This window comes from Lacimicrobium alkaliphilum (genome assembly GCF_001466725.1).
Taxonomy (GTDB): Bacteria; Pseudomonadota; Gammaproteobacteria; order Enterobacterales; family Alteromonadaceae; genus Lacimicrobium; species Lacimicrobium alkaliphilum_B.
Window position 1 is genome coordinate 4,063,192 of sequence record NZ_CP013650.1, and the last position, 14,805, is coordinate 4,077,996.

The following is a 14,805-nucleotide window of genomic DNA, read 5'->3' on the forward strand; positions in this document are numbered from 1 at the left end:
ATAATATTGGTTGAACCTGAGTTTAGGTTTAAGCAGCCAGCAGTTTGTCGAGTTCGCCCCGGGCATCCAGCGCCATCATCTCGTCACAGCCACCTATGTGTTGATCATTAATAAAAATTTGCGGCACTGTGTAGCCACCCTTTGCCCGTTCAATCATCGGCGCTCTGAGCCCGGGTTGCTGATCTATCCGGTACTCCTGATACTCTATACCCTTAGTGTCAAGCAACTGCTTGGCGCGAATACAAAAAGGACAAAAGTTCTTGGTATAAATCTCAACTCGGCTCATGACGTATTTCACCTTAATCCACAAAACTGGGGCCCACAGCAGCCTGGTTGTTACTTGGCAACAGGTAAACTGGCGCTGGTCCAGGCGTTCATTCCGCCCTTAAGTACATAGACCTGAGAGAAGCCTGCCTTTAATAACTGCGTTGCAGTACGTTTGGCCGTCGCCCCCATGGCGCAAACCACAATAATGGGTTTATCTTTTTGCTTTTCAAGGTCGGAAAAGTCCCCTTTTGCCAGTTTCTCTGCCACCAGTTGCCTGGCGCCGAGAATATGACCTTTACGAAAATCCGGTTGTGGGCGGATATCCAGCACCACTGCATCCTGTTTATTCATCAGCATGGTCATCTCCAGGGTACCCAGTTCCTTTACAGGAGACAGTTTGCTGCTTACCAGGCTGTATATAAAAAGCAGTGCCAGCGCCACCCAGATACTGGAGAGAATATAATGGTTACCGACAAATTCGATCAGCTGTTGCATGGAATACATTGCCTCTGAAATGGAAGTGCTGCGAAAAAATGAGTGCAAAGTATATAGAAAAAAGACACAGAAACCAGTCTGGCGCCTAAACAGAATACAATTCGATATAGCTGATTCGGATTAACTATTGGATTTGCAACTGGCAGTCCCTTAACATCTGGCCTTATCCCGTTATTTGTATTCACCGTATTCATCCACAAGGAGTCACTTTATGAGTCAGCTTAAAGGTCCACTTGCCTTAATTATTCTCGACGGCTGGGGTCATCGAGAGGATCAGCAGGACAATGCCATCGCCGCGGCCAACACACCGGTGCTGGACAGACTGACTCAGGAGTACCCGCACACGCTGATTTCAGGTTCTGGCCTGGATGTTGGTTTACCGGAAGGACAAATGGGCAACTCTGAGGTAGGCCATGTCAACCTTGGTGCCGGGCGGGTGGTGTATCAGGATTTTACCCGCATCACCAAGGATATTAAGGATGGCGAGTTTGAACATAACCCTGTGCTGGTAAAACACCTTGAAAGGGCGGTATCAAATAACAAGGCCGTGCACATTATGGGGCTGATGTCACCGGGCGGTGTGCACAGTCATGAAGAACACCTTTTTGCCATGATTAAGCTGGCAGCCGAAAAAGGGGCGGAGAAAATTTATCTGCATGCCTTTCTAGATGGCCGCGATACCCCCCCGCGCAGCGCCAAAGCCTCACTGGAAAAAGCCGATGCCCTGTTTAAAGAGTTAGGTAAGGGCAAAACCGCCAGCCTGGTGGGCCGCTATTACGCCATGGACAGAGACAACCGCTGGGATCGGGTCGAGGCTGCATATAACCTGCTCACCGCTGCACAAGCGGATTATCAGGCAGACAGTGCCGTAGCCGGGCTCGAGCTGGCCTATGCACGGGATGAAAATGACGAGTTCGTCAAACCGACGGTGATTGGCGATAGAGTCTGTATTGAAGATGGCGATGCGGTCTTTTTTATGAATTTCAGGGCCGATCGCGCAAGGGAAATCACCCGCGCCTTTGTGGAAAAAGACTTTAAGGGCTTTGAGCGCAAACACCACCCTGAACTCAGCGGATTTGTGATGCTGACTGAATATGCCGCCGATATCGATACCGATTGTGTCTATCCGCCTGAAGCACTGAACAATGTAATGGGAGAATGGCTTGCCAAGCACGATAAAACTCAGCTACGCATTTCTGAGACCGAGAAATATGCCCATGTGACCTTCTTTTACAGTGGTGGTCGCGAACAGGAGTTTGATGGCGAAAAACGGGTACTGGTGCCTTCGCCTCAGGTCGCCACTTACGATCTGCAACCTGAAATGAGCTCCACCGAACTGACCGACAAACTGGTACAAGCCATAGAGTCAGGCGAGTTCGATGTTATCGTCTGCAACTATCCCAATGGGGATATGGTCGGTCACACCGGCGATTTTGACGCCGCCGTCAAGGCCTGTGAAGCGGTAGACCATTGTATTGGCCGGGTAGTGGAAGCACTGCAAAAAGCCGGTGGAGAATGCCTGATTACTGCCGATCACGGTAATGCCGAGCAAATGAAAGACACCAGTACCGGCCAGGCGCATACGGCCCATACCAGCGAACTGGTGCCCTTTATTTATGTGGGTCGGGCCGCTGACGCCCGCGAGGATGGAACCCTCAGCGATGTCGCCCCCACTATGCTGCATCTGATGGGGATGGAACAGCCACCGGAAATGACCGGCAAGCCCATCGTCACCCTCAAATCCTGAGACACTGATGTACTGGCGGTATCTGAAAAAGGCCGGTGAAGGGGTGCGAAATACCACCCTGGTGCTGGCCTTTGTGACTGTTTTGCCACTGCAGGCGCAGGGGAATACGGCAGAACTCGATGCCCTCAGAGCACAGATTGAAGAGCGGCAGCAACAACTTGATTACAGCATCGCCACTGCCAAAGAGCTCGAAAAAGCACTACAGAATGCCGAACAAAAGTTATCTGAATTATTCCGGGGCCTGAAACAAACCCGCAGTCAGCTCGAAGAAAACCGCGAGCAGCAGGCACAGCTTGAGCAGCAACAAAAGCAGTTGATAGCTCAAATCAGGCAGCAGAAAGACGCCCTGAGCAGCCAGTTACGCAGTGCTTATATGACAGGCCAGCATGATTTTACCAAAATGCTGCTAAACCAGGGAGATGCAGCCAAACTCGAACGCATGCTCAGTTATTACCGTTACCTGAATCAGGCCAGGATGGAGCAGATCCAGGCCTTTACCCGGCTGGCCAGAGATCTGCAAAAAGTGGAAAAAGAGTTGCAGATAAAGGTCGACGAACTGGCAGAACTGTTAGAGGTACAGGAAGCTCAGCGCCAACTGTTAGCCAGAGAGCAGGATAACCGCGAGCAATCTCTGGCAGCACTGGAAAAGCGCATTACCAGTGAAGCCGAGCAAATTGAACAGCTTCAGATCAATGAACAGAATCTGATTCAGGCAATTGCCAGAGCAGAAGCCAGAGCCAGTGCGTCGCAACAAGTCCTTGCGGGTCTGCAGCCATACAAGGGTCAATTGCTCAAGCCCACCGGTGGACGGATGCGGAATCTCTTTTCCAGTCGCCGTCAGGGACAGATTCGCTGGAAAGGCGCCATGTTTGATGGTCGCGCAGGAGACAGTGTCAGAGCCGTACATCATGGTCGTATTCTTTATGCAGACTGGCTCAGAGGCTTTGGTCTGGTGATGGTACTGGATCACGGCGAGGGCTATATGAGCCTCTATGGATACAATCAGGCATTGCTCAAAGATGTGGGTGATACCGTGCAGGCTGGTGAAGAAATCGCACTGGTAGGACAAAGTGGCGGTCAGAGTAGTCCCGGATTGTATTTTGAACTTCGCCACAAGGGGAAAGCGGTCAATCCCGCGGGCTGGATACAGCCATAGTAATTATTATTCAAAACCTTATAATCAAATCAGCGCTAACAACAATAAAAAATAACGTGATCACAAGACTCTGCCTGTTACTCATCTGTTTGCTCAGCCTGCCCGCGGGCGCCGGCAATATCGCCCTGATTATCGATGATATGGGCTACCGTAAACAGGACATAGATGCCTTTGTGCTGCCAGCACAGGTCACCTTTGCTATCTTACCTCATACGCCCTATTCCACTGCCTATGCAAAAAAAGCCGCCACTCAGAACAGGGAAGTGATGCTGCATATGCCCATGGAAGCGCTGGCCGGCAACAAACTTGGCCCTGGCGCCCTGACCGCCGCGATGGATGATCGCGCAATTCAGGCTAAGCTGGACGCGGCACTGACCTCGGTGCCCCATGCCATCGGCCTGAATAATCATATGGGCAGCAAACTCACTCAGTTAACCCTGCCGATGCAGGCCACCATGGACTTTCTTCGCCAGCAACAGTTGTTTTTTATCGACAGTCGCACCACCCGGTACAGCAAAGCCAATAAGATTGCGACCCGGTTTGGGGTACCGAACACGCACCGGCAGGTATTTCTCGATCATTTCCAGAACGAGAAACATATGCAGGCACAATTTGACCGCCTGATTCGGATCGCCCGTAAATATCGCAACGCCATTGGCATTGCCCACCCCTATCCGGAAACCCTGAGCTTTTTGCAACAAAGCCTGCCCAAATTGCAGGAGATGGGGATTCAGCTCATCCCTGTCAGTGTTCTGATGAAAGAAAAAGCCCTGGCCCTGCGCGAATCATCACCGGATACCTCAAAAGTGGGGTCAGAGTAAACTTTTCAACCCCGTTCCCGAACCCCGAGCTACCTGGGGTATAAAAGTTTACTCTGACCCCACTATTTTAAGCTGCAGGGTCTTGCGAAAAATTCAAAATGTTATAATATAACGTCCCTTAATCATGAAGGTGTTTTTTTGAGTATGTCCGCCAACAGCAGTAACAATTTTCTCGACAGAATGGGGATCTGGGCTTCGAGCCTGTGCGCCCTGCATTGTCTGTTGCTGCCTATACTCATTCCGCTGATCCCCTATATTGGTGCCAGCTTCGTAGCGCAGGACTGGTTTGAGCGCAGCATACTGACTATTTCCATGATCATCGGCTTCTGGGCACTGTTGTCAGGCTTTTATCGCTATCACAGGCAGATCTATCCCCTGTATAGTCTGGTATTAGGCGGACTGATTTACTGGAATAAGGATATGTTCGGTGAAGCTTACGAGCCTTTTACCATTGCGGTTGGTGCTCTGCTGATTATTGCCGCCCATATTATCAACTTTAAGCTTTGTCGCAGTTGCCAGGAATGCGCGCACTAGTCACTGATTAATACCGCTGCTGAAACATCCGTCAGGCGTGGGTTGTCTCTGAAATTCAGTGCTCTGTCAGGCACATTGGTAAAGATTCCATCCACTCCCCAGCTGGCCAGCATTTCCATATCGGGCAGTTCATCCACAGTGTACACATAAACCTGCAGACCTTTTTCTTTGGCATCTGCCACAAAAGCCGGATTCACAAAGTTCAGTTCAATATGCACGGAGTAAGCATGTAATGCCACCGCGAAAGCAGCATAGTCCAGTGGGCAGGAGGCCGTCAGAGCGCCGACCTGCAAATCAGGGCGGATCTGTTTGATCTCAAATAATAAATGATGATTAAACGAGGACAACAAAAACTGATTCGGACTGAAGCCCAGCTCTGCCACGGCGCTGTCCACCAGCCTCAGAATGGGGATCACATCACTGATGCCCTTGAGCTCAATATTCAGTGAGCAGCGACCACTGACCAGACTCATCACTTCCCAGAGGGTGGGGATCTGCTGCCCCTGGCCGGCATCCAGTTTTCTCAGTTCAGCAAAGCTTAAATCACTGATCCGGCCTTTACCGTTTGTAGTCCGATGCAGCCAGCGGTCATGGATAACGATGACTTCGCCATCGACCCCATGTACATCTATTTCAATACCATCAACGCCCATGTCGATCGCTTTCTCAATAGCCATAAGGGTATTTTCCGGCGCGATGGCACTGGCGCCGCGATGAGCAATAACCAGCATACTGGCAATCCTTCAGGCAGACTCCGGTGAGTACGATTTAACCATTCGATACTCCGGGATGTAATTTATGTGCGTTTATTGTTTCGTAAATTGCAGCGCAGATCACTAAAATTCCACCCAGCAATGTCTGCCAGTTGGGCTCTTCATCCAGCACCAGCACTGCCAGAATAACGCCATACAAGGGCTGCATACAGGCCACCAGGGAGAAGGTTTTAGCGCGCAGATGGATGAGTGTGTAGGCCACCAGTGCATGAGGGGCAGCGGTACACACCGTACCGAGCAACAATAACAACAGATAAGTCTGTTCTGAGGCCTGATACAACTTTTCTGAGCCAAACCAGCACAGACACAACACAATCACCAGGGTCTGATAGGTCATGGCCTGGGCGCCGCCATAGTGAGAAAAGTACTTGCGATGAACAAGATTACGCATGGCATAGAGGAATGCCGAGCACACCCCCACGGCAATGCCTAATGTCACATCATTACCCAGCGAGACTTCCGGTACGATCAGCCAGATGCCGCCTAATACCACCAGCGCACTGACGATATCCTGCCAGACCAGCCGAATCCCCTCGAAAAAAGGCTCCAGCAATACGGTAATCACCGGGAAGGTAAACAGGGCAATCATACCCACAGACACCGAAGAGTATTGCATCGCAGCAAAATAGGTGACCCAGTGCACCGCCATCAAAGCGCCAAGCAATATGGCGATCAGCGCATCTTTTTTGCTGTGCAGACGCAGGCTGTTGCCACTGAGTTTTACCAGCACGGCCAGCACCACAAAGGCAATGACTGCCCTGCCAAGGGTAATATCCAGAGCCGATAAGGGAATAATACGTGAGAACAGAGCCGTAGCTCCGAGCAGGATCACCGCCAGATGCAGTGACCACAAACTCTTTTTAACCGGATCCACGTCAGGACTTCAGTGTCGCTACAGGCATACCAAGGCGGGTGCAGTCTCCGCTGGCCAAAGAATCAAATTCCTCCAGCATACCGGGCTCGAACAGTGCCACCACGGTTGAGCCAAGCTTAAACAAGCCCATCTCCTCGCCCTTTTTCAGGAATACCGAATTATTGCCCTGTGCGGGATATTGCCAGCGCATGACCTGCTTACCGGTTGGAGGCGTCACCGTACCGGCCCAGATGGTTTCGATGCTGGCAACAATAGTCGCCCCCACCAGTACCAGTGCCATTTTACCTTTTGGCGTGTCAAACCGCGTGACTACGCGTTCGTTTCGGGCAAACAGGCCCGGTACATGGGCCGTGGTCAGTGGGTTGACAGAAAACAGCTCACCGGGCACATAGATCATATCCGTCAACTGGCCGTCAACTGGCATATGGATACGGTGATAGTCTTTAGGTGAGAGGTAAATAGTAGCAAATTTGCCATCCATAAAAGGCTGGCTGAGCTCACTGTCACCGCCAAGTAACGCCGTAAGGCTATAATCGTGACCTTTGGCCTGGAAAATTTGTTCCTGCTCGATGTCACCAAGCTGACTGACCGTGCCATCTACCGGGCAGGCCAGTTTGTTTTCATCTTTGACGACCTCCCGCACTCCGGCTTTAAGCGGACGGGTAAAAAACGCATTAAAACTTTTATAGGCCCGGGGATCAGCCTGCTCGGCTTCCTGCATATCCACATTAAAGTGGCGGATAAAGAGCTTAATCAGCCAGGTACTGAGAAACCCCGCTTCAGCAGCTGCCAGCTTGCCCACCAGGCGGGAAACGGCATGCTTGGGAAGAATATATTGAAGACTGACTTTAACTGGCAACACCTTGTAAACCTTGTGAAAAAAACCATCTGAATTGTACCCGGGGGCCAAACAGAAAGGAAATAACAATAAACTACAGGCTAGAAGGAATTGTTTACAGCTTAGCGGGGCGGTCGGCTATGGGCAGGTCGCTGTTCGTCCATACCGGCAAGGATCTTATGATAGCTGTCAAAGCGCTGGCGGCTGATTTTGCCCTCTTCCACTGCCTGGCGCAGCAAACAACCCGGATCATCCAGATGTTTGCAGTCACGGAACTTGCAGCCGCCCAGAAAATCACGAAATTCACGAAACCCCCAGGTGAGCTTTTCTACCGGTAAGTGCCACAAAGAAAACTCCCGCACACCGGGTGAGTCGATAAGGTTACCGCCACCGGGAAAGCGCAATAATTTGGCCGCTGTGGTGGTGTGCTGACCCAGCCCGGAGTTGGAAGACACATCACCAATGGCCTCCTCTGCTTCCGGTAGCAGGCAATTGATCAGACTGGACTTCCCCACCCCTGACTGGCCGACAAAAACGCTGGTCTTGTCGACAAACAAATGATTAAGCCCGGCGATACCCTCACCGGTTTTACAGCTGGCATAATGTACCTGATAGCCAATGTTTCGATACAGCTGAAGCTGTTTTTCCACTTCCTGGCGCTGCGTATCACTGAGCATATCTACTTTATTCATCAGGATCAGCGGCTCAATCCCGACATCCTCTGAGGCCACCAGATAACGATCAATAATATTCAGCGACAGTGCAGGTAACACCGAGCTGACGATAATAATCTGGTCGATATTCGCCGCTACCGGTTTGATTCCATCGTAAAAATCCGGCCTGGTCAGTACTGTTTTGCGTGGCTCTATGGCCTCCACCACCCCGCTGACATTCAGACTCTGATCTTTACCGGGGCGAAACTGCACTCTGTCACCACAGACCACCGACTCTATAGTGCGGCGAATATTACAGCGATGCACTTTAGCTGCCTGATCTTCCACATCGGCATGCTGACCAAAACGGCCAATCACCAGGCCCGGCTGCATGGCCTCGAGTGTCTCGTCAGCGATGCTGTCTTCGGCGCCACTGAGGCGCTTGTCCAGATTACGGCTGACCTGGCGCCTCTGTCTTTGGGTAAGCTTGTTTCTTTTTGCCACTGGGGAGTCGAATGCTTTATATTGGGGCTACAAGGCAGTGAGTGTAACCTTTGACTGTCGAAATACCAAAAATTTAAGGTGAGTAAGATGGCACAAAGTGCAGATAATCTGGTGTGGATCGACATGGAAATGACCGGGCTGGATCCTGAGCGCGAGAAAGTTCTGGAGATCGCTACCATCATTACCGACGGTCAGCTTAATCTGCTCGCCGAAGGGCCGGTTATTGCAGTACACCAAAGTGATGAGGTCCTGAACGCCATGGACGACTGGTGTACCAAAACCCACGGCGAAAGCGGACTGACCGAACGTTGCCGCCAAAGCGAAATAAATGAACAGCAGGCCAGTGAACAGACCCTGGCTTTTTTACATGGCTGGGTACCGGAAGGAGCCTCACCTTTGTGCGGAAACAGCATCGGCCAGGACAGACGCTTTATGGTCCGCCATATGCCGGAACTGGAAGCCTATTTCCATTACCGCAATGTCGATGTCAGTACCATCAAAGAGCTGGTAAGACGCTGGAAACCGGAATTGCTGAATCAGTTTCACAAGAAAGGCACCCATCAGGCCCTGGACGATATTCGTGAGTCTATTGCCGAGCTTCAGTTTTATCGTAAGCATGTATTCAGCATCTGACGCCGATACCAATCTGCCCGGCCAGAGCGCCGAATGGTAAGATAATGAGAACCATTCGGCGCTCTGATTGGTCTTTAATTAAGCAGATAACAGAGGGATTAAAATTATTCCTTGCGTAAAATGGGAATTTTTGTAAAATGCGCCTCCGCTTAAGGTTGAAGAAATTCAGTTTTAAGCTTTAGCAGAATGCGGGAATAGCTCAGCTGGTAGAGCACAACCTTGCCAAGGTTGGGGTCGCGAGTTCGAATCTCGTTTCCCGCTCCAATTCTGCACCACAATGTAAAATCTCAGACAAATCTGTCTGAACAGCACCAACTCCGAAATGCGGGAATAGCTCAGCTGGTAGAGCACAACCTTGCCAAGGTTGGGGTCGCGAGTTCGAATCTCGTTTCCCGCTCCAAATCCAAATATCAGAAAAAACCATAACGATTATGTTGCTGGTACAGTCAGTTCCTGATCAGGCATAGTGCTCCTTAGATACGAGTTCAACCTCTATATTCTGCGATAGAATAAGAAAATTTTGCGGTGAATAACTATTCCCTCTTACCTTTTATTCACATTTAACACACTTTCAACTTATGACCGTTAATAAATGGTGAGTCATCCCTTTGAAACAAAGGGTTAGGATAGATATTGCATAAACATATCATTAACCTGCATTTTCATTCACTTACATCCTATTTGTGCGCTTGATAGCGAAATATTATCGTGCTTATATGAGCTTTATTAGGACAAAACACACAACCACAATACCTAGAGGCAATAAGCTAGTATGGGCACAAAACAATTCTTCAAACCTAACCTGCTATCAATGACCATTGCGTCAGTGATGGCCACCTCATTCACCGCAGGAGCGCAGGATGCTCCGCAACCCAAAGCTGAACGCAGCATAGAAAAGATCGAAGTTACCGCCACCCGCCGGGTTGGTTCGGTACAGGAAATTCCCTTAAACATCACCGCATTAAATGATGATGTGATGAGAGAGCAGAATATCGGCGACCTGGAAGATGTGGCTCGCTGGGTGCCTGGTCTGACCGTAACAGACCAGGGCGGCCGCGAAGGGTCCCCTGTAATAGTGAGGGGCCTGAATACCACCTCTTCAGACCGCGGCACTGATGCCGGAACAGTCGCCAAATATCTGGGTGAGATTCCACTGAATATCAACCTGCGACTGACAGATGTTGAACGGGTCGAAGTGTTGATTGGCCCGCAGGGAACCTTATACGGTGCGGGTACCTTAGGTGGTGCCATCCGCTATATGTTAAAAGAGCCAGTGATGGATTTCACTGAGGGTGAAATCAGCGGAGATCTCTTTACTCTGGCCCACAGTGATGATGTCGGGGGCGAAGCCGGGTTTGTATTTAACACACCAATTATTGAAGACGAACTGGCGTTGCGCACCAGCATCAATTACTACGATCGTCCCGGTTATGTCGATTACAACTATGTAGTGCGTGAACCAGGTGTTTCATTGCCAGATCCCGACTGGTCAGATCCTGCAGCCGTCGACGCTAACCTGCGTCAGGTGGAAGATGCCAACGACGAGAAAATTTTTACCGGTCGCGTGTCTTTGCGCTGGGCACCGAATGATGATTTCAATGCAACGCTGAATTACTTTTATCAGAAATCGGAACATGGTGGTAACTCTATTGTTCAGTATCAGAGCATCAGCGATCTTAATCCTATCTCCGATTTGATTGGTCCTTATGACTCAGCCTACCGTTACGAAGAGCCTAACGAAGTCGAAGATCAACTGCTTAGTCTGGAACTCAACTATGACCTGGGCTTTGCTGAACTGGTTTCAGCCACCGGTTTCAGCAGCTATGATCAGATTGGCCAGCGTGATCAGACTGATCTGCTGTATGACATCTATTCCGGTTATGCAGATTTCCCGGCCTTTGCCGCTTTTACCCGCGACACCGGTGAAGAAGATGTATTCACCCAGGAAGTACGTTTAGTCTCTCAGGGACTTTCTGACTGGAACTGGATAGTAGGTGCGTTTTACAACCACCTGGAAAGCAGCTCAGATGACCGCGAGTACACCCCCGGTCTGACCGAATTCTGGTGGGGTTCCCCTGATGGACAACCCAACATTGAACAGGATCTTGAGTACATCATATTAAGCGACTCAAAAGATATCGAGAGAGCGGTTTTCGGTGAAGTCGGTTACCAGGCCACGGAAGATCTGAGCCTGACAGTCGGCGCACGTTTCTATGAATACGACGTATGGTCGCAATCAGGTGCCGCCACACCTCTTTATACCAGTGTACCTGTGGATAGTCTGAGCGACATCAGCCTGAGTCCTACCCGTGCTAAAGACGACGGCAATTTGCTTAAATTTAATGCCAGCTACCAGCTCAACAGCGATGCCATGGTCTACTTTACTGTCAGTGAAGGATTCAGGCTTGGTGGTGCCAATGGTTTGCGCCCCTGTACAGACGAAGATTTAGCCAGCGATCAACAAGTAGTGTGTGCACTGCCTGAAGAGGTATCCTACGATCCAGATACCACCACCAACTATGAACTGGGCCTGAAAAGTACCTGGTTGAGAAATAAGTTCCACTTTAACGCAGCGCTGTTCAGTGTCGACTGGGATGATGCCCAAATACAGGTCACCTCAGTCAATGGCCAGGAAATCATCACAGGGAATGCCGGTAAAGCCAACTCCAAAGGGGTTGAGCTGGCTACACGAGCCATTCTCAGTGACAGCCTGACGGCTTATGCTACTTACGCCTATGCCGACGCTCAGTTAACCGCCGATGCCCCTGACCTCTTCGGTCGCGGAGTCGGTGCACTGGACGGTGATCGCCTGCCCGGCGCCGCGAAACAGCAGTTCTCTATGGGATTAAGTTACGAACAGGAAGTGTTCGACGATAAGCTGCTGATTGTGAACTATGGCCTGACCGCACAGAGCGACGTGGTTACAAAAGTCGGTGTCCGCGAAGACGGCGAGGTGTTACCCGGTTATGGCATTAGCAACCTTTCGCTTAAACTGGATGCCTTCGACTGGTCTGTGACCCTGTATGCCAATAACCTGTTCGACAAGTATGCTTTTACCGGCACCCGTCGTGACAAGTCCTGGGCCAACGGTGGACGTAATTTACCTGAGTTGCAGCGGGTTTATGGCCACTTTTTGTTACCGCCACGCACTGTTGGGGTGAAATTTAACTATAAGTTCTGAGTGGACTTTATTGTTATTGTATAAGGGCGCCTTCTGGCGCCCTTAGTGTATTAAACCAACCGGATTAATCGAACCCGCTGATGAATTCAATTTCCGAACTGCACAATCAGGCCGTACAACTTATCAATAACAAGGCGTTTGTCGACGCACACCCACTGTTGGTTGATATCATCAAACAGGATCCCAAGCATGCTGATGCCTATTTTTTGTTAGGGATCATTAATATGGAAGTAGGTCAGCCGGAAAAAGCCGTACAACTGATAGGAAAGGCGCGGCAACTGGATACAAACAGTGAAAGGGAATATCTGGTTTACCTGATTAAAGCCTATTCATTGACGCGAAACCGTGAACAGGTAGCAATGCTTGAAAAGCTTTTCTCCCAACTACAGGGGCAACCCTCGCTGCTTCTGGATACGGTCGGCGTCGCCTTAAGTAAGGTTGGCTTGCATGAACAGGCAATGCCTTACTATCAGCAGGCTATAGAGCAGGATGCCAGCAAGGAGAGTTATCACTATAACCATGGCATCGCGGCCAAGTTTCTGGGCCAGTTTGATAAAGCCAGACAGGCCTTTGAACAGGCGATTCATCTGAATCCCAGGTATGTTAAAGCCTACTTTGCGATGACCGAACTGTCCGACTCCGTCGCACCATTGCTGCCGAAAATGCAGAGGCTAATCACACAGACCCATAACCCGGATGAGCAATTACATCTGGCCCACGCCATTGCCAAGGAATATGAAAAACAGGGTGATTATCAGCAAGCCTTTAACATACTGCACCAGTATAAACAGCGTATTCTGAATAAGATAAAGTATGATCATCAGGCCGAAGATGACCTGTTTGACGCCTTATACTCAAGCGCTTTGTCGCCGGTACTGCAGCAAGGCGATACCAGCAATCAGCCCATATTCGTAGTTGGGATGCCGCGCTCTGGTACAACCCTGATGGAACGTATTCTGTCCTCCCATTCCATGGTGTGCTCAGGTGAGGAATTGCATGACTTCTCCATTACCGTAAAGGCGCATACCAAAGCAGCATCATCAAGGCTGTTAGACAAAGCAGTTTTAGATGCCGCCTACAGCGCTGACTTTACAAAAATGGGCAGACAGTATCTTGCCCGCACTGCCTCTCTGACCGCTGCTCATCCACATTTTGTGGATAAACTTCCGTTTAACTTTTTATATCTGGATCTGATTCGACGCGCACTTCCCAGTGCCAAAATCATTTGCATGCTCAGAGACCCTCTGGACACCTGTATTGGTAATTTCCGGCAACTCTTTTCTTTACAGAATCCCTTCACCGCGTATGCACTGGATCTGGAAAGAACGGCACAGTATTACCAGAGGTTTTATCGCTGGGTACACCAGTTCGACGACCTTCAGCACCCCAACTTTAAACTTGTCAGCTATGAAAATCTGGTAACGCATCCGGAATCCCACATCCGCGAAATTCTCGATTTCTGCGAGTTACCCTGGCAGCCGGCCTGTTTGCAGGTGGAGAATAATTCCGCCCCGGTTTCCACTGCCAGCAAAGTGCAGGTGCGCGAACCCATTAATACAAAATCCATTGGTCGCTGGCGTCGTTATCAGCCCCATACTGACTCACTGGAGGCGTTTTTTACTGAACAGGGCATTGCCTATGGCTTGTGATTAGCCTGTCACTCTGGCAGACTCAACTGGTCTAACCAGAGGAATCATCATGTCTGCCAGTAATCCGTTGCGCAAACTCGCCGATAAAGCCAGTACTTACCCTGCCTGGCTGGGAAACCGCCTGCTCACCTGGGTGTTCTGTCACAAAGTTAAACTGGCGGGCACCACCGGACTGGAGATCCTCGGTACCGACGGCAGTTCGGTCACTTTTCGTCAAAAGAATCACCGTAAAGCCCAAAACCATATCGGTAGCGTGCATGCTGCCGCCATGGCGCTGCTGGCTGAGTCTGCCACAGGTTTTATTGTTGGCATTAATCTGCCAGGCGATAAGTTACCCCTGATAAAATCCATGCAGTTGCGCTACCTGACAAGGGCTCAGGGGGATATGACCGCCACCGCAAGCCTTACGCCAGAACAAATTGAACTGATGCAGCGCGAAGAAAAAGGCGAGATCAATGTGGCTGTAAAGGTCACTGATGCCACGGGTAGTGAGACCGTAACCTGCGAGATGCTGTGGGCCTGGATCCCGAAAAAAAGGGCCTGAGTTTACAAGAATAATTGTTACTGTTTCCCAATTGATTAAAAAACCACTTTTCCGACGATTTTTTATTGACAGGCCTGAGTTTTAAATCTATTTAGTCTTTGAAAAAGCTACCGGCAGCCGGTGGTTTTCAACCCTG

At 50.2% G+C, this 14,805-nt stretch carries 14 protein-coding genes and 2 tRNA genes; 10 read left to right on the plus strand and 6 right to left on the minus strand.

The annotated features are described in order from the left end of the window. Window positions 1–28 precede the first annotated feature (28 nt). Window positions 29–286, minus strand: a complete 258-nt coding sequence (gene grxC / locus AT746_RS18060) for a glutaredoxin 3 (protein WP_062483302.1) — start codon at window positions 284–286, stop codon at window positions 29–31. Between the two features lie 50 nt (window positions 287–336). Continuing rightward, on the minus strand, window positions 337–762 hold the full coding sequence (locus AT746_RS18065) for a rhodanese-like domain-containing protein (protein WP_062483304.1): 426 nt from the start codon (window positions 760–762) through the stop codon (window positions 337–339). Between the two features lie 211 nt (window positions 763–973). Here AT746_RS18065 and gpmM point away from each other — a divergent pair, with 211 nt between their 5' ends. The 4 genes from gpmM to AT746_RS18085 all read left to right on the plus strand — a co-directional run bounded on the left by gpmM (window position 974) and on the right by AT746_RS18085 (window position 5,020). Next, window positions 974–2,509 (plus strand): 2,3-bisphosphoglycerate-independent phosphoglycerate mutase, encoded by a 1,536-nt coding sequence (gpmM, locus tag AT746_RS18070; RefSeq protein ID WP_062483306.1) that lies wholly within the window; start codon window positions 974–976, stop codon window positions 2,507–2,509. Window positions 2,510–2,516: 7 nt separating this feature from the next. Beyond that, window positions 2,517–3,665 (plus strand): murein hydrolase activator EnvC family protein, encoded by a 1,149-nt coding sequence (locus AT746_RS18075; protein WP_082633335.1) that lies wholly within the window; start codon window positions 2,517–2,519, stop codon window positions 3,663–3,665. A 56-nt stretch (window positions 3,666–3,721) separates the two neighbouring features. Further along, window positions 3,722–4,486, plus strand: a complete 765-nt coding sequence (locus tag AT746_RS18080; protein WP_231730973.1) for a divergent polysaccharide deacetylase family protein — start codon at window positions 3,722–3,724, stop codon at window positions 4,484–4,486. Between the two features lie 144 nt (window positions 4,487–4,630). Further along, complete coding sequence (locus tag AT746_RS18085; RefSeq protein ID WP_062483308.1) at window positions 4,631–5,020, plus strand: MerC domain-containing protein; 390 nt, start codon at window positions 4,631–4,633, stop codon at window positions 5,018–5,020. Here the strand turns inward: AT746_RS18085 and AT746_RS18090 are convergent. The 4 genes from AT746_RS18090 to rsgA all read right to left on the minus strand — a co-directional run bounded on the left by AT746_RS18090 (window position 5,017) and on the right by rsgA (window position 8,662). Beyond that, window positions 5,017–5,751: a glycerophosphodiester phosphodiesterase gene (locus AT746_RS18090; protein ID WP_062483310.1), complete on the minus strand. Its 735-nt coding sequence runs from the start codon at window positions 5,749–5,751 to the stop codon at window positions 5,017–5,019. The two genes, AT746_RS18085 and AT746_RS18090, sit on opposite strands and share 4 nt — an antisense overlap. Window positions 5,752–5,788: 37 nt before the next feature. Continuing rightward, the gene (locus tag AT746_RS18095; protein WP_062483312.1) at window positions 5,789–6,667 is read right to left on the minus strand and encodes a DMT family transporter; all 879 of its coding nucleotides are present in this window, start codon (window positions 6,665–6,667) and stop codon (window positions 5,789–5,791) included. Window position 6,668: 1 nt separating this feature from the next. After that, window positions 6,669–7,529 carry an archaetidylserine decarboxylase gene (gene asd, locus AT746_RS18100; RefSeq protein ID WP_062483314.1) on the minus strand — a complete coding sequence of 287 codons (861 nt, stop codon included), beginning with the start codon at window positions 7,527–7,529 and terminating at the stop codon, window positions 6,669–6,671. A 98-nt stretch (window positions 7,530–7,627) separates the two neighbouring features. Then, window positions 7,628–8,662, minus strand: coding sequence for a small ribosomal subunit biogenesis GTPase RsgA (gene rsgA, locus AT746_RS18105; RefSeq protein WP_062483316.1), 1,035 nt, complete (start codon window positions 8,660–8,662; stop codon window positions 7,628–7,630). A gap of 87 nt (window positions 8,663–8,749) precedes the next feature. Between rsgA and orn the strand changes: the two genes are divergently transcribed. From orn to AT746_RS18135, 6 genes are all read left to right on the plus strand, one after another. Then, on the plus strand, window positions 8,750–9,295 hold the full coding sequence (orn, locus tag AT746_RS18110) for an oligoribonuclease (RefSeq protein ID WP_062483318.1): 546 nt from the start codon (window positions 8,750–8,752) through the stop codon (window positions 9,293–9,295). A gap of 188 nt (window positions 9,296–9,483) precedes the next feature. Further along, window positions 9,484–9,559 (plus strand) — tRNA-Gly (locus AT746_RS18115). Between the two features lie 60 nt (window positions 9,560–9,619). After that, window positions 9,620–9,695, plus strand: a tRNA-Gly gene (locus AT746_RS18120). 372 nt (window positions 9,696–10,067) lie between these two features. After that, window positions 10,068–12,476: a TonB-dependent receptor gene (locus AT746_RS18125; RefSeq protein ID WP_062483320.1), complete on the plus strand. Its 2,409-nt coding sequence runs from the start codon at window positions 10,068–10,070 to the stop codon at window positions 12,474–12,476. A gap of 80 nt (window positions 12,477–12,556) precedes the next feature. Beyond that, window positions 12,557–14,125 (plus strand): sulfotransferase family protein, encoded by a 1,569-nt coding sequence (locus AT746_RS18130; RefSeq protein WP_062483322.1) that lies wholly within the window; start codon window positions 12,557–12,559, stop codon window positions 14,123–14,125. 49 nt (window positions 14,126–14,174) lie between these two features. Continuing rightward, window positions 14,175–14,669: a DUF4442 domain-containing protein gene (locus AT746_RS18135; protein ID WP_062483324.1), complete on the plus strand. Its 495-nt coding sequence runs from the start codon at window positions 14,175–14,177 to the stop codon at window positions 14,667–14,669. Window positions 14,670–14,805: the final 136 nt, after the last annotated feature.

Excerpts from the sequence above, each read along its gene's own strand:
- grxC (WP_062483302.1), bottom strand. The coding sequence starts at position 286 with ATGAGCCGAGTTGAGATTTATACCAAGAACTTTTGTCCTTTTTGTATT.
- AT746_RS18065 (WP_062483304.1), bottom strand. The coding sequence starts at position 762 with ATGCAACAGCTGATCGAATTTGTCGGTAACCATTATATTCTCTCCAGT.
- gpmM (WP_062483306.1), top strand. The coding sequence starts at position 974 with ATGAGTCAGCTTAAAGGTCCACTTGCCTTAATTATTCTCGACGGCTGG.
- AT746_RS18075 (WP_082633335.1), top strand. The coding sequence starts at position 2,517 with ATGTACTGGCGGTATCTGAAAAAGGCCGGTGAAGGGGTGCGAAATACC.
- AT746_RS18085 (WP_062483308.1), top strand. The coding sequence starts at position 4,631 with ATGTCCGCCAACAGCAGTAACAATTTTCTCGACAGAATGGGGATCTGG.
- AT746_RS18090 (WP_062483310.1), bottom strand. The coding sequence starts at position 5,751 with ATGCTGGTTATTGCTCATCGCGGCGCCAGTGCCATCGCGCCGGAAAAT.
- orn (WP_062483318.1), top strand. The coding sequence starts at position 8,750 with ATGGCACAAAGTGCAGATAATCTGGTGTGGATCGACATGGAAATGACC.
- AT746_RS18125 (WP_062483320.1), top strand. The coding sequence starts at position 10,068 with ATGGGCACAAAACAATTCTTCAAACCTAACCTGCTATCAATGACCATT.
- AT746_RS18130 (WP_062483322.1), top strand. The coding sequence starts at position 12,557 with ATGAATTCAATTTCCGAACTGCACAATCAGGCCGTACAACTTATCAAT.
- AT746_RS18135 (WP_062483324.1), top strand. The coding sequence starts at position 14,175 with ATGTCTGCCAGTAATCCGTTGCGCAAACTCGCCGATAAAGCCAGTACT.